The 12,528-nt window shown below is 62.7% G+C and carries 14 protein-coding genes; all 14 read right to left on the bottom strand.

The genetic code is table 11. From position 1 onward, the window contains the following. Nucleotides 1-253 precede the first annotated feature (253 nt). The 14 genes from C7I85_RS11705 to C7I85_RS11640 all read right to left on the bottom strand — a co-directional run bounded on the left by C7I85_RS11705 (nucleotide 254) and on the right by C7I85_RS11640 (nucleotide 12,519). A complete protein-coding gene (locus C7I85_RS11705; protein WP_106724174.1) occupies nucleotides 254-955 on the bottom strand; it encodes a hypothetical protein in 702 nt (233 codons plus the stop codon). A 152-nt stretch (nucleotides 956-1,107) separates the two neighbouring features. Then, on the bottom strand, nucleotides 1,108-1,374 hold the full coding sequence (gene fliQ / locus C7I85_RS11700; protein ID WP_106724173.1) for a flagellar biosynthesis protein FliQ: 267 nt from the start codon (nucleotides 1,372-1,374) through the stop codon (nucleotides 1,108-1,110). Then, the gene (gene flgD, locus C7I85_RS11695; RefSeq protein WP_428832853.1) at nucleotides 1,371-1,787 is read right to left on the bottom strand and encodes a flagellar hook assembly protein FlgD; all 417 of its coding nucleotides are present in this window, start codon (nucleotides 1,785-1,787) and stop codon (nucleotides 1,371-1,373) included. The genes fliQ and flgD overlap by 4 nt, the downstream gene beginning before the upstream one ends. An 8-nt stretch (nucleotides 1,788-1,795) precedes the next feature. Further along, entirely contained in the window at nucleotides 1,796-2,233 is a 438-nt protein-coding gene (gene flbT, locus C7I85_RS11690) for a flagellar biosynthesis repressor FlbT (protein ID WP_106724171.1), read from the bottom strand. Continuing rightward, nucleotides 2,230-2,577 carry a flagellar biosynthesis regulator FlaF gene (flaF, locus tag C7I85_RS11685; protein WP_106724170.1) on the bottom strand — a complete coding sequence of 116 codons (348 nt, stop codon included), beginning with the start codon at nucleotides 2,575-2,577 and terminating at the stop codon, nucleotides 2,230-2,232. Before flaF ends, flbT begins: the two co-directional genes overlap by 4 nt. 11 nt (nucleotides 2,578-2,588) lie before the next feature. Next, on the bottom strand, nucleotides 2,589-3,635 hold the full coding sequence (locus C7I85_RS11680; RefSeq protein ID WP_106724169.1) for a flagellar hook-associated family protein: 1,047 nt from the start codon (nucleotides 3,633-3,635) through the stop codon (nucleotides 2,589-2,591). Between the two features lie 4 nt (nucleotides 3,636-3,639). Continuing rightward, entirely contained in the window at nucleotides 3,640-5,088 is a 1,449-nt protein-coding gene (flgK, locus tag C7I85_RS11675) for a flagellar hook-associated protein FlgK (RefSeq protein WP_106724168.1), read from the bottom strand. A gap of 26 nt (nucleotides 5,089-5,114) precedes the next feature. Further along, nucleotides 5,115-6,383 (bottom strand): flagellar hook protein FlgE, encoded by a 1,269-nt coding sequence (locus tag C7I85_RS11670; protein ID WP_106724167.1) that lies wholly within the window; start codon nucleotides 6,381-6,383, stop codon nucleotides 5,115-5,117. 124 nt (nucleotides 6,384-6,507) lie between these two features. Continuing rightward, entirely contained in the window at nucleotides 6,508-7,176 is a 669-nt protein-coding gene (locus tag C7I85_RS11665; protein WP_106724166.1) for a response regulator transcription factor, read from the bottom strand. Nucleotides 7,177-7,400: 224 nt separating this feature from the next. Beyond that, nucleotides 7,401-7,994 carry a transglycosylase SLT domain-containing protein gene (locus tag C7I85_RS11660; protein ID WP_245444903.1) on the bottom strand — a complete coding sequence of 198 codons (594 nt, stop codon included), beginning with the start codon at nucleotides 7,992-7,994 and terminating at the stop codon, nucleotides 7,401-7,403. Continuing rightward, nucleotides 7,921-9,306: a flagellar hook-length control protein FliK gene (locus C7I85_RS11655; RefSeq protein ID WP_106724165.1), complete on the bottom strand. Its 1,386-nt coding sequence runs from the start codon at nucleotides 9,304-9,306 to the stop codon at nucleotides 7,921-7,923. The genes C7I85_RS11660 and C7I85_RS11655 overlap by 74 nt, the downstream gene beginning before the upstream one ends. After that, nucleotides 9,303-10,595 carry a chemotaxis protein MotC gene (locus tag C7I85_RS11650; protein WP_106724164.1) on the bottom strand — a complete coding sequence of 431 codons (1,293 nt, stop codon included), beginning with the start codon at nucleotides 10,593-10,595 and terminating at the stop codon, nucleotides 9,303-9,305. The genes C7I85_RS11655 and C7I85_RS11650 overlap by 4 nt, the downstream gene beginning before the upstream one ends. Next, nucleotides 10,592-11,884: a MotB family protein gene (locus C7I85_RS11645; RefSeq protein ID WP_245444902.1), complete on the bottom strand. Its 1,293-nt coding sequence runs from the start codon at nucleotides 11,882-11,884 to the stop codon at nucleotides 10,592-10,594. Before C7I85_RS11645 ends, C7I85_RS11650 begins: the two co-directional genes overlap by 4 nt. After that, nucleotides 11,881-12,519: a hypothetical protein gene (locus C7I85_RS11640; protein WP_106724162.1), complete on the bottom strand. Its 639-nt coding sequence runs from the start codon at nucleotides 12,517-12,519 to the stop codon at nucleotides 11,881-11,883. Before C7I85_RS11640 ends, C7I85_RS11645 begins: the two co-directional genes overlap by 4 nt. Between the last annotated feature and the right edge of the window lie 9 nt (nucleotides 12,520-12,528).

The following is a 12,528-nucleotide window of genomic DNA, read 5'->3' as shown; positions in this document are numbered from 1 at the left end:
CGGGCGTGGCAAGGATGAAGCGCGGGATTATCCCTCCCCCTTGAGGGGGGGAAGAGTGGTTGCCGCAGGCCACGAAAAGCCAACGATTTGGCTTTTCGAACGACGAACGCCCGGAGCCATAGCGGAGGGCCGGCAGGTGCCGAGCGAAGCGAGGTGGGAGGGGTCGGTCCATGCCGAGCACTGCCGCCATGACCTCACCCGCGCCTGCGGCGCGACCTCCCCTCAAGGGGAGGTAAGACGCTGCGCTGCTCCCTCAGCGGATGACCGCGTGGACCGACACGGCCTTGAGCTTGATCGACGGTTTTGCGCCCGGCGTGTTGGGGAGCTCGCTGTCGATGGCCGAGGCGATGCCCTCGACCGAATAGCTGATCGGTGCGCCGCCAAAATCCATCGCCGCGTTGATCGCCTTGCTGTCGATGCTGATGGTTTCGTTCTTGTCGATGCGTTTGTAGGTGAGGTCGGTGTCGACCGCCTGGCTCTTCATGCCGAGCTGGGTGACGTGACCGTCGAGCTGCATCCGGATGGCGTTGGTGTCGGTGTTCACCGAAGCGAAGTCGCCATCGAGGCTTGCCTCGAGCGCGCTCTGCTTGATGGTGACGTTGCCCTTCGGCAGGATGTTGGCGTCGATCTTGAACGAGCAGTTCACGGAAGACTGCGCTGGCGCGATCGAGATGACCAGCGCCTTGCCTTCGACATTCGCCGAGACGAGCGCCATGCAGTCTTCGAAATATTTGTCGGAAGGCGTGACGCCGGAGCCGGGGTCGCGGACTTCGATGGTAGCGCGATTGGGCTGGCCGCTGGTCGTCGTCAGCTTGAGCTCGCCGGCCGGGCTGTCGATGCGGACGTCGGAAACGTTCGGCAGATCGAGCGTTTTCGGGGCGGGCTTGGCGTGAGCGGCGCCCGCTGCGAGGAGAGGGGCCACAAACACGAGGGACAGAAGCGAAGCTTTCGACATGCAATGCCTCCCGCTCCGGATGCTTCATCCGGAGGATCGTTGGGAAGACAGCGGACCGCTATCCGTCGCCTTCGGGTTGCGTGAGCCCCCCTTACACGTGTCTGCAATGGTTATAGTCTACGCACAGTCCCGGCGAAATTGCGACAGGGATTTTAGAATCCGTGTTCGATGCGCTCGAAGATGACGTTGGTGAAGGACGAGATCTGGGCGCCCATGAAAGGCGCGGTGAACGCAACCATCAGCATGATGGCGACGATCTTCGGCACGAAGGTGAGCGTGACTTCCTGGATCTGGGTCAAGGCCTGGACCAGGGCGATGCCGACGCCAACCGCCATCGCGACCGCCACGGCGGGGCCGCAGGCGGTCAGGACCGTCCAGATGGCATACTGGACGATGTCGAGGGCATCTGCCTCGTTCATGCTTCCACGGGCGTCGGCTGGACGGTGATGCCCGGGCCGATGACGATCTGACTGCCGTCCTTGAGGGTCGCGATGATGCCGTCGGAGTAGAGCTTGACCGAGGCAACCTCGCCGGTCACCGTGCCGTCGGCCGAGGTGATCGTCCGCCCGATGAGGGCGTCGGCCTGCGACAGCGTCTGGGACGTTAGAAGATCGTTCAGCTTGCTGTTGATCTGCACTGATTGCTCGACCTGCGAGAAGGAGGCCAGCTGGGCGACGTACTGCGTCGAATCCATCGGCTTGGTCGGGTCCTGGTTTTTCATCTCGGCCACGAGGAGACGCAGGAACGACTGGTAGTCGACGGCCGTCTTCGAAGTGCCGTCGGTGGAGTTGCCGGTATTGGTCGTGCCGCTCTGCACGGTGGGTACGGTCAGGCCCATTGCTATTCTCCTACGGCGAGAGGGCGAGGCTGCGGCTCAGGCGCCGCATCGTTAGAGAGGACTTTATCCTCGAGGCGGTAGAGCGTACGCAGCGACTTCAGCGCTTCGTAGATGCGGTCCTCGCCGACCATGCGGTCGATCTGCTTCAGGCCCGCGCGAATTTCCTGATCCTCGAAGCTGGCCAGGGTCCGGGGCAGCGACTGGCGGAACAGCGTGCGCGCGGCGGACGCGCCGGCAGGGTCCATCAGCATGACCTGGAGCATGAAATAGAGCTGGCGCAGGGGCGTCGAGGCGTCCTCGGGCTGCAGTACATGGCTTTCGAGCAGGAACTGCACGTCGTTCAGCAGCTCCATGGTGACCTTGCGGTCGACCTTTATGACGGCGCCGTTGAGGTAGATCTTCTCGTTGGGCTTCAGCGAGATCTTCAGCGTGCTCTTCATTGAATGCCGTCGTGGATTATCTGCGACACCTCGATCAGACCCTCGAAGTTGTCGGAGCGCCCCTGGCGCACTTCTTCGGCTTCACGCAGCAACCAAAGGCCGATCGAGATCAGATTGGCGCGCAGCTCTTGCGGCAAGGCGTTCTCCGGGCTGCCGAGATCTTCGATGAAGGTGGTCCACAGTCGGTTTGCGAAGTGGAGCGCCCTTACCGCTTCGAGTGAGCCGGCGCCGACATCCCGCGCTGTCATCAGCAGTTCGATCGACCGGCCGAGAAGCTGCTTCTCGCGATCCTTCGCGTCGGCAACCGAATCGCTCTGAATGTCGGCATAGGAGAATTGGTACATGATGCTCCCGATCAACTCAGAAATTTGAGCAGGCTAAGCTGCTGGATGCGCGCGGTAATCGAGTAAGCCGTTTCAATATGCGACAGCAGGTCGGAGACTCGCGTTGCGGCTTCGTAGGCGTCCACCCCCTCGGTCTTGAGGATGTGCTTCTCTATCACGCCGGTCTGCAACTCCAACTGGTCGCTGGCATCCGACACGCGCTTCTCCAAGAGACCGGTTGTCGAGCGGAGATTGCCAAAATCGATGACGGCGTCGCTGACGATGGCGAAGGCACGCTGAGTCAAAGATCTGCGCACGTCTTCATTAAGGTTGCCGCCCAGCAACTGCTCCATCATCACGCCGGCCATAGCCAGTTTCTGAACGCCACTGTTGTTGGCGCTGACCGACGTGTCGGTCGTTTCGCTCAGCGAAATGCGACTGCTAATCGCCTGATCAGATGCGTTCGACCAATTGCTCCAACCACCTCCGAGGAACTGCGGTTCGACCACATTGGTGATGAAGTCGTCCATGTCTGTCGCTGTTATCGAAGCAGCCGCAGGGTCCGATGTCGAGAAACCGAAATGTGCGACGAAGGCGCTCTCGAAAGCGGTGACGCCGGCCGAAGAAGGGTCCGAGAAATCGCCAATCGGTTTTACGTCAGTGTTGATGCCGGCAAACAGATACTCTCCGTTCGCGCTGGAATTGAGCAGGGTGGCCATGGTCGCCAAGGTTTCCTTGGCGATCTTCTGCGTCGTGGATGCAGAAGAGTCGGAGGTAGCCGGGATCGTGAGGGCGGAAAGGAAGGTTTTGGCGGCGTCTTCAATTCCGCTTATCGCCGCTTGGGTGCCTGAAAGGCGCGTAGATGCTGTCGCATTGGAGTCGATAATGCCCTTCATCCGCTCCAGTTCGCGGTTGAAGGTCACCGACTGCGAGCTGCGCGCACCAAGGACCAAGCCTTTGTCGGCGTAAAAGCCCGTCGACTGCTCCTTTTGCGCATTGACGAGGGACGCCTGCGTCTTCATCAGCGAATAACGCATGGCCTCCGATATGGCGGCGGTGGAAACGGAACTGGCTTTCATTGCATTACCTCACTGCATCCAGCAGGGCCGACAGCATGTCGTCGACTGCCTGGATGAGACGCGCCGACGCTTGATAGGAGTGCTCGAGATCGAGCAGGTTCGACATTTCCATGTCGACATTGACACCGGTCTCGTTGGACAGCGCCTCGGCGGTGCGAGTCGCCAGCGCTTCCTTGGTATCGGACGCTGTCGAGGCATCCTTGCGCAAAGCCTGAAACCAGCCCACCGAATTGGCGGAGTAGCCATTCAGGCTCGCCTTGTCGCCATTGCCTGCCGCAGGATCGAAAGTCATGGGTTGATCGAGGCGCTCGCCATAAGAGATCAGCAGGTCGGCATAGGAAGAGCCGCCGCCGGAATTCTGCACATAGGCTGCGCCATTCGCTCCGCCATCGCGCAGCAGTTCGGGATTGCTGACGAAAGCGCTGTTGAGCGAGATCTGGCCAGCCAAACCGTCGATCAGCGTGCCATTCGCGGGAATAGCGGGCGCGCCGGACCACGTGAATAGCCCTGCAGCATCGGGATTGGCCCCAGAGGGGTCCTTTTCGGCAAAAGCGGTGATCAGGCCGCGTGCGACCTCGTCAAGCTGGCGCTGCATGGTGACGGCAACGCCATCACGCAGTTGCAGCAGGCTGGCGAGCTTGCCGCCGGCATTGGTGTTGCCGCCGGTGCCCATCGAGACCGGCACGCCATCGATGTAGATCTGGTTGCCCGCGGCTCCGGATGCATAGGCCGGGGAGGCCTCGAACGTAACGCTGCGCGGCACGGTCTCGAACAGCGTCATGCCGTCGGTGGTCGTGATGACCATGTCGTTGTCGCCGCGGTTGAAGGTGGAGATCGGAACATATTCCGAAATCTTCTTTAAAAGCGCGTCGCGCTGGTCTAGCGCGTCATTGACGTCACGCCCCATACGCGTGCCGGCAACGACCTCGTTGTTGACGTCCTTGAACTGGGCAAGGAGCGAATTGAGGTCATTGACGGAGGTGGCGATTTCCTGGTCTGTCTCAGAGCGGAATGTCTGGATGGCAGCTGCGCCGTTGTTCAGGCTGGCCACAAGTTGTCGTGCCGCATTGATCGCGTTGTCGGCCAGCGTGCGATTGGAGGGCGTGGCCGAGTAGATCTGCAAGGCCTTCTGCAATTCGGTGATCGCCGTCGCCGCCGTCGAGGCGCCGTCGACGCCGTTGACCGACAGATCGAGGCGGTCCAGGCCGGTGACGAGCGTGCTTTGAGCGCTCCAGGCGGACGTGGCCGAGAGATTTTGACGAAATAGCTGTTCGCTGGTGGCGCGCTGTATCACTACAACGCGCGCACCGGGGGCCAGGCTGGTTAGCACCGCCGTGCGTTGGGAATAGTCGCTGTTCTTCGCGTTCATCACATTCCGCGAAACAACGCTGGTCTGGATGCTGGTGTTGAGAAGCGACGATTGCGCAATGTTTAGTGCGGTGGCTAGCGACATGCCTTATTCCTGTTTGGCGGCCTGGCTTACCTTTTCAGGTTGACCAGAATGTCCATGAGATCGGAGCCGGTCTGGAACACTTTCGAATTCGCAGTGTAACTGCGCTGCGATTCGATCATGTCCGTGAGTTCCTGCGCGATATCGACGTTGGAGTTTTCGAGGGCGCCGGCGACGATCTTGCCTCTGCCACCTTCGTTCGGGAAACCCAATTGAACCGCACCGGAGTCGCCCGTGGGGACGAAGACGTTTCCAGACTGGACCTGCATAAGGTCGGGGCTCGGCACGTCGGCGATGGGGATGCGGAAGATCGGCTTCAGCGCGCCGTTCTCGTATTGGGCGTATACGATGCCGTCCGCCGCGATCTGGACGCCTTTGATCCCGGCTGGGGCCGCACCATCGACCTTTGCGTCGACGATGGTGTAGCTCTTGTCGAGCTGCGTCATCTTGGAGAGGTCGATATCGATCGACTGCGAGGGCGGTCCAGGGATGGTCGCGGTGACGGACAAAGGCGTCGTGGCCAGCTTGCCGTTGGACGGATCGAAGGTCAGGGTCTGCGTGCCGATCAGCCCATCGCCGCCATAGGGGAACGAGGTGTTCGGCGATGCATCCGACTGCTTGTAGATCGCGACTTCCCAGGTGTTGTCGCCGGTCTTGGTGTAATAGACGTCGAGGAGCTGCTCGCCACCCAGACTGTCGTAAGTGACCAGCGAGGACTTGGCCGAATAGGTCGCAGTGGTGCCGTTTGCAGAGGGTAGGTCGGCGGCCGCGACGATGTCAGCATTGGCGGGCAGGTTGGCGGTAAACACGCCCTTGGAGGAGGCGATAGCCACCAGATCGGTCTGCGAGATGGTGACCGGAACGAGGCCGCCGAGGCCGTTCGCCACGACGCTCGGATCGCCGTTGTCGTAGCTGTAGCCCATGAGCTGGAAGCCAGCAGCGTTGACGAGACGGCCCTGCGCGTCCGGCACGAAGGAGCCGGCGCGCGTGAGCACCGGCGCACCCCCGCCCGTGCTCTGCACGACGAAGAAGCCAGAGCCGTTGATGGCGAGGTCACTGCCCGAGGTGGTGTATTTGAGATCGCCCTGCTGGCTGATGGCGTTGCGGATCGTCGTGGTCACGCCGCCGGACGTGTAGTTGCCGGAGACGGTGGGAATGACGAGCGAGGAGAATTCCGTGCTCGCGCGCTTGTAGCCGGTCGTGTTCGAGTTGGCGATGTTGTCGGCAACGGTCGACAGGCGATTGGCCTGTGCGTTCATGCCGGACACGCCGGTGCGCATCATTCCATACAAGCTCATAGAAACGTCTCCTGATTTTCCGGGCTCTGGCCAGGCAGGGTAGATTTCCTGACTTGCGTGAGGCTGGCGCAGCCGGACTCGGCGTGGTCAAATCGTCCAGCGAAGTCGGGATGCGCCAAAACCATCAGACAACCAGGCGATAGCCAAGGAAACGCTTGGAATCGATGGGATCGAAGCCCAGCTTCTCGCGCAGCTTCTTGCGCAGCTTGCTGATGTGGCTTTCGACGACGTTCTCCTCGACCTCGTCGTCGAAGATGCCGTAGATCGCGTTGAAGACCTGGGTCTTGGTGACGCGACGGCCGCTGTTGGTCGCTAGATATTCGAGAATGCGGCGCTCGCGCCGAGGCAGAGGCATCGGCTCGCCGTTGATTTCGGGGTCGCGGCCATCCATGAAGATGCGCATCGGGCCAATCTCGGTGTAGTTGGCCTCTTCCTGGGTGCGACGGCGGATCGCCGTGATGCGCGCCAGAATCTCGCGGATGTGAACCGGCTTATGGACCACATCGTCCACGCCGGATTCAAAGAGCTTGAGGGTGTTTTCCAGCGAATGATGCTCGCTGAGCGCGATCACCGGCGCGCCGCTGCGGTCGCGAAGCCGGCGCGGGGAAATCTTATCCTCGCCGCAATCGCCGATCAGAAACGCACTTACCGACTTGAGATCGGATTCGGCCGCGCTTTCGACCCATTCGCCGAATTCGTCCGAGCGAAACCCTGCGCTCGCGACGCCTTCCCGGTCGAAAAGCGACGAAAAACCTTTTTTGACGAGCTCTCGCTCGTCCACGATCACGATCATCGGCCCGCCCTCCGAATCAGCTGTAATGCCTGAACGGGTCAAGTCGTAGACGCTGGCGGGAATCCTGAAAAACCATCAAATCTTGTGGATGGTTTCTTGGGAGTCAGGAATCGCATGGGTTGCAATTCCCTAGAGTCAGCCACGTGGGCTCCCCGAATCGCCAACGCCAGTGTTCACAACGCTTTCAGACTCTGCCCCCGTATGTTGGCTGGCAAACGATGCCACTATGGATTGCAAAAGGAGCGGGCGTTGCTCGTCCACTTCCCAAAACCGGTGGCAACCATGTTGGCGATGACACGGCACACATAGCGTTTTTGGGCTGGATCGTTGTCCGGACCGGCGTGGTAACGGGCCACCGCCATCGACCATGTCATATGGCGAGCATGCAGGCTCACAAGGAAACGAGCGGCGTAGTCGACGTTGCGACGAGGATCGAGCATTTCCTCGACGCTGCGGAAGTGATCGCCATGGTAATGATGGTTGATCTGCATGCAGCCGAGGTCGATGAGCTTGGCGCCGCTGCGGCGGGCAGCGTAGAAAGTCGTCAGCGCCTCTTCGGGCGAGCGTGGAAAAACGGCCTTGCCTTCGATGTTCAGGGCGTTCGGCTGCAAGCTTCCCTTGCGGCCGGTTTCGGTCAGGCCGACAGCATAGAGAATCCCCACCGGCACGCCGTACCGGTCGGCGGCGCGCAGGATCTCAGGTTCGCACGGATTGCCGGATGCGGCAGCTAGGCCGGCACCGGCGCTAGATATAAACGCCGCCGTCAGTAGGGTTCGCAGAAGCCGGTGCAGCGTTCTCGGACCCGTATGCGCCGTCATTGTCGTTCCTTGCGAATTGCTGTCCGCCGGTATCGTTGCCATTGCCGCCCGATCCTGCGGAGCTGAAGGATTGCTGGTCGCGCGGGCCAAAGCCGGCGGAGGCGTTGTTGCCGTCGGCTCCGCCTTGTGCCGAGGAGGACGACTGCGGCTGCTGGATGGTGACCTGGTCGATGCTCAGTCCCATGGAGCGCAGCGACTTGACGATCGTGTCGCTGTCGGCCGTCAGCCGGCGGTAGGCCTCCGCGTTTTCCACGCGCAGTTCGACGGTCAGCTGATCGCCGCTGAAGCGCAGGTTGGCCGTGACCATACCGAGCTCGGCCGGGTGCAACTGGAGCTTCAGCGTGTGCGCGGATGTCAGGCCTGGCTGAGCGCCAACCTGCTGGAAGGGGTGCGCGGCGGGCGAGCGCCAGCTGGGATCGGCCGAGATGAGATTGGCCAGCGCGGTTGCGGTGGATGCACCTGGCTGCGCCACTGGAGCCGGTATGTTCTGCTGGGCAACGACGGTAACGCGCTCGTTCTTTGCGTCTGGGCGTCGGCCGAAGCCGTCGGCCTGCGACCGGCCGCTATTGTTGTTTGCTGCGAGCGTGCGGAGGAAATCGCGGTCGGGCGAAAGGGCGGGATCGGTCGGCGCAGAAGCCGCTTCGTTCTGGCTTGCGGCCGGCGTCAGCGACAAGGTGAGGGCGGCTGCGCTCGATACACGACCGTTCCCAATCCGAGCTTCGCGCTCGGCAGCGGTCGATCCTGCGGTTTCAGTGTTGGCGGCGAGAACATTGCCGGTGGGCGCGTTGCTGTTCGGCATTGCGGTCCGGCCTGCTTCGCCTCGTGCCGCGCGTTCGGCTGCCGCGACCGATGCGGGATCAAGGTCGATCTTGATGTCGGGCTCGTGGCCTGCCACGTCGCCGCGCGTGGGTTGGCGCGAGCCGGTGGCGTCAGCGCGTCCGCCTGTTGCGGCGCGCTCCGTGCGCATATCCAGCTCTCGAGCGACCATCAACGCCGAAAGCGGAGTGCCGGCAGTCTTCGTCTGCGAGCTCACATTGCTGGCGTCGGGCTCCTCGGTCGCTTCCTTGCTGTCGACGCCGTCTTGATTACGCCCGGCGGTCTTCACGCCGACCCCGCCGTGACGCGACCAGCGTCCGGTCTGGTGCTCGGCGCCCACGGTTTCCTCACTGCGTTCGTCGTCGGCCTTGGAGTTGGCCTCATCGAGGGCGGTAGAGAAATCCGCATCGTCGCCGTGGGTTTTCGCGCCGGATTTGTCCGCTTTGGCCGAATTCGGCATCGGCACGGGGAGGGCCTGATTGACGCCTATCGTCATTGAACATCTCCCAACAGTTTGTCGATCTCGTCGAGTTTGCGGCGCGTCTCCAGGACGATGTTCGCGGAATCGTCAGCGGCAGGTGCCGTGGCGCTCCCGACGGCCGGTGCCGCTTGTGGAGCGAGCGCGGGATTTTGCTTTGCCGGCGCGACTGGCGCAGCGTTTGCCTCCGCGATCGGCTGTTCCTGATCTGCCGACACTACCTCGGGCTCGGTTTGTGTCGAGGCTTCAGGTGACAGCGCGGGCGGGGTCGCCGTCAGCTTCGCCGCAACGTCGCTGACTGCGTCGAGCAGTTCCTGGTCGCTTTGCGACAGCCGGCGCCGATCGATCTTTGCAAGCTTGGCGTTGATTTCGTCGGACGTGCCCGAAGGCACGGCGGCCAGGCTGGAGTAGAGCAGCGCGCGCGGATCTTCGGTTTCGGTGCTAGGGCCGTGATCCTCGGCCTTGGCGGAGGCAAAGGCCGACAGTTCGGTCAAGCCGTCGATGCCGGCTCGCCGCGCAATACGCAGATAGATGATACGCTCCTGCTCGGGGTTCATCATGGCGGTGATGGCGCCGACGGTGGCGAGATCGAGCGAGGCATGCAAGGCGACGACGCCGGCCACGAATGCGTCGGCGAATTGGGGAGCGTAGGGCGAGCGCAGATAGCGCCCGGCATATTGCGTCGAGGCGAGCGCGAAGCGGTCGGCGTCTCCGACAGTGGCGGCAAGCGCGACGGAGCGGCGCAGCGCGCCCTCTTCGACAAGCGTGCCGGGGCCCAGCAGCCGTGCCTGGTCGAGCAGCTTCAATGCTCCCTGCTGATCATCACCGGCGCTCACCGAGCCTTTGACAAGGGCAACGAATGCGCCGAGGTCGGGCGACAAGGTCATCGGATCGACCGATGCAAGCGCAACGCGAGCCTCGGGTGCCTGGCCGTTCAGGTAATGCAGCAGGCCCTTGCCGATCTCGCGGTCGACGCCGTTGAGATCGAGCCGCGAAAGTAGCATGCTGATCGTCGCCGGATTGCCGCCGCTCATGGCATAGACGAGCATGGCGCGCAGGTTTCGCTGGTCAGCGAAATCCTGGCTGCTTCCCTTGCGCAGCCTGCCGTCCATGATCTCCAGCAGCTTGTGCTGCATCGGCATGATGGCGACGTCGCCGATGGCGATACGGTCCTGCACCACCTGCAGCGAGCGCACGATCTGGTAGGGCTGCAGCGTGGTTCCGCTCTCGGCATGAGCCGGCGCCTGCAACGCGCCCGTGAGCAACGTCAGTCCGACGAACCCGCTAAGGCGCGAAGCGCGGATCATTGCGGCAGCTCCAGATGGATCTCGATGCGGCGGTTGACCGCCGACAGGGGCTGGCTCGTATCCTTGAGCTTGCGGTCGGCATAGCCCGACACCTCGGTCACGCGATGCTCGTCCAGGCCGCCGCGCACGAGCATGTAATAGGCGGAGTGGGCGCGGGCAGTGGACAGCCGCCAGTTGTCGTAGTTCTGGCTGCGGAACGGCCGGGCATCGGTGTGACCGCTGATGGTGACCGAGCCCGGCCGCCCGCTGAGCGCCTTGCCGATCTTCTCCATCGCCAGCACCAGCTCGCGCCTCGGCACGGCCGAGCCGATTTCGAACATGCCGAAATCGAGCTGATCGGTGATCGAGATGGTGACACCGTCGCTGGTGGCCTTCACCGAAATGCCCTCGTAGAGCTTGTCGCTAGGCGGGAAGGCGGCGTTGAGTTCCTTCGTCAGCTTCTGTGCTGCCTGCTCGGCAGCCGGAGTCGGCTTGTCGTTCGTCGGCGCGGGTGCGGTCTCGTCAGCCTTGGCCTGCGCATCGAGCCTGGCCGCATTCTCGGCCTTGGCCAACTCCTGTAGCGGAGACGTGTCCTCAGGCGCCTTGAGGTCGCCGGACAGGGGCGGGGTGGCGTCGCTGCTTTCGACCGGCCTTATCTCGTTGTTCTCGGTCGACTTTGCCTCGGCCTCGACCTTCGCGCGTTCCGCGCTCGCTTCGGCAAGCGGTGTTGCAACCTGCTGAGACCAGAAGTCGGGCGCGAAGGGGTCGCGGTAGGATTCACCGCCTGACGCGCCGGTGGCGGGGCCGGATTCCTGGGCGCCGCCATCACCCTTGTCGCTGACGTTCTGGCGCACGCCGGAGTTTGCTGCGATTTCGGCAAGCACCGCGTAGGGATCGGCAAAGAGATGCTCGTCGGAGCGGTTCACTGCGTCCGGCGACGCCGAGGAATCTTGCTCTGTGGACGGGCCCGATGTGCCCTTGCCCTCGGAGCCGGCCCCGGCATTGGCCGGCTGCGGCCCTTCGGGAGCACGGCCGATGGCGTTGGTGTCGCTGACATCCTCGAGATTCTTGCGGCTCGAGTTCTTGTCGACCAGCTGAACAGGATTGAAGTAGTTCGCCACGGCTGCTTTCGTGTGCTCGTCGGCAACGCTGATGAGCCACATGACGAGGAAGAAGCACATCATCGCCGTCATGAAGTCGGCAAAGGCGATCTTCCAGACGCCGCCGTGATGCGCTTCCTCGCCGTCGCCATAGCTGCGGCGAACGATGACGATCTCGTGCTTGACGTCGCCGATGTCGACAGTGTTCACGACAGAATCTCCGAAAGCGTAGCGGACCATTCCGAAAGACGCGTTTCGAAAATGTCCTCGTCAATGGCGACCGTCAGGTCGAAACCCGGAGCTTCGATGTGGTCGAAGCTGGCGGCCCGTTCGGGCAATGCTTCTGCCAGGGCTTCGAACAGGGAGAGCGGCGAACTGACCTTGATGCGCACTGCCTCGCGATCGGCCGTCGCTTCGCGGATCGAGCGGGCAAGGCTTTCCAGCGAGCGGCTAAGAACGGTGTCGCTCAATATTCCGCTGACGATGCGTGCGGTAGCTGTCGTCGTCAGTTCGCTGATGCGCTCTTCCATCTCAGCCAAGCGTGCGGACATGGTTGCCGCAGCCTCTTCGCCGAGGCGGCGGGCGAGTGCGTCCATCTCGGCTGCGTGGTGCTCGCGTTCCGCATTGAGCGCTTCGGCGTGCTCTTGCTCGAGACGCTCGGCCAACGCGGCCTCGGCGCGCGCCACCTCTTCCGCGATGATCTCAGCCTGGTCGGGGGCGGGATCCGGCTCGATGAAGCTGTCGATGATGTTGTGGCGGAGGGCGCTTGCAGAGGTGGCTTCACCCGCGCGTGGCGGGTGTTTGCCGAAATCCTGCAGCAGATCGGAAAGTGCCAATGCGGACATCTGAACGTC

This window comes from Pseudaminobacter soli (ex Li et al. 2025) (assembly GCF_003012705.1).
In the GTDB taxonomy this organism is placed as follows: domain Bacteria; phylum Pseudomonadota; class Alphaproteobacteria; order Rhizobiales; family Rhizobiaceae; genus Pseudaminobacter; species Pseudaminobacter soli.
This window is presented reverse-complemented; position numbering and strand designations above follow the sequence as displayed.

Bases quoted from the DNA above. Each gene is read 5' to 3' on its own strand.
- C7I85_RS11660 (WP_245444903.1), bottom strand. From the start codon at position 7,994: ATGACGGCGCATACGGGTCCGAGAACGCTGCACCGGCTTCTGCGAACC.
- C7I85_RS11680 (WP_106724169.1), bottom strand. From the start codon at position 3,635: ATGAAAGCCAGTTCCGTTTCCACCGCCGCCATATCGGAGGCCATGCGT.
- C7I85_RS11705 (WP_106724174.1), bottom strand. From the start codon at position 955: ATGTCGAAAGCTTCGCTTCTGTCCCTCGTGTTTGTGGCCCCTCTCCTC.
- C7I85_RS11655 (WP_106724165.1), bottom strand. From the start codon at position 9,306: ATGACGATAGGCGTCAATCAGGCCCTCCCCGTGCCGATGCCGAATTCG.
- flgK (WP_106724168.1), bottom strand. From the start codon at position 5,088: ATGTCGCTAGCCACCGCACTAAACATTGCGCAATCGTCGCTTCTCAAC.
- C7I85_RS11670 (WP_106724167.1), bottom strand. From the start codon at position 6,383: ATGAGCTTGTATGGAATGATGCGCACCGGCGTGTCCGGCATGAACGCA.
- flbT (WP_106724171.1), bottom strand. From the start codon at position 2,233: ATGAAGAGCACGCTGAAGATCTCGCTGAAGCCCAACGAGAAGATCTAC.
- C7I85_RS11665 (WP_106724166.1), bottom strand. From the start codon at position 7,176: ATGATCGTGATCGTGGACGAGCGAGAGCTCGTCAAAAAAGGTTTTTCG.
- C7I85_RS11640 (WP_106724162.1), bottom strand. From the start codon at position 12,519: ATGTCCGCATTGGCACTTTCCGATCTGCTGCAGGATTTCGGCAAACAC.
- flaF (WP_106724170.1), bottom strand. From the start codon at position 2,577: ATGTACCAATTCTCCTATGCCGACATTCAGAGCGATTCGGTTGCCGAC.
- C7I85_RS11650 (WP_106724164.1), bottom strand. From the start codon at position 10,595: ATGATCCGCGCTTCGCGCCTTAGCGGGTTCGTCGGACTGACGTTGCTC.
- fliQ (WP_106724173.1), bottom strand. From the start codon at position 1,374: ATGAACGAGGCAGATGCCCTCGACATCGTCCAGTATGCCATCTGGACG.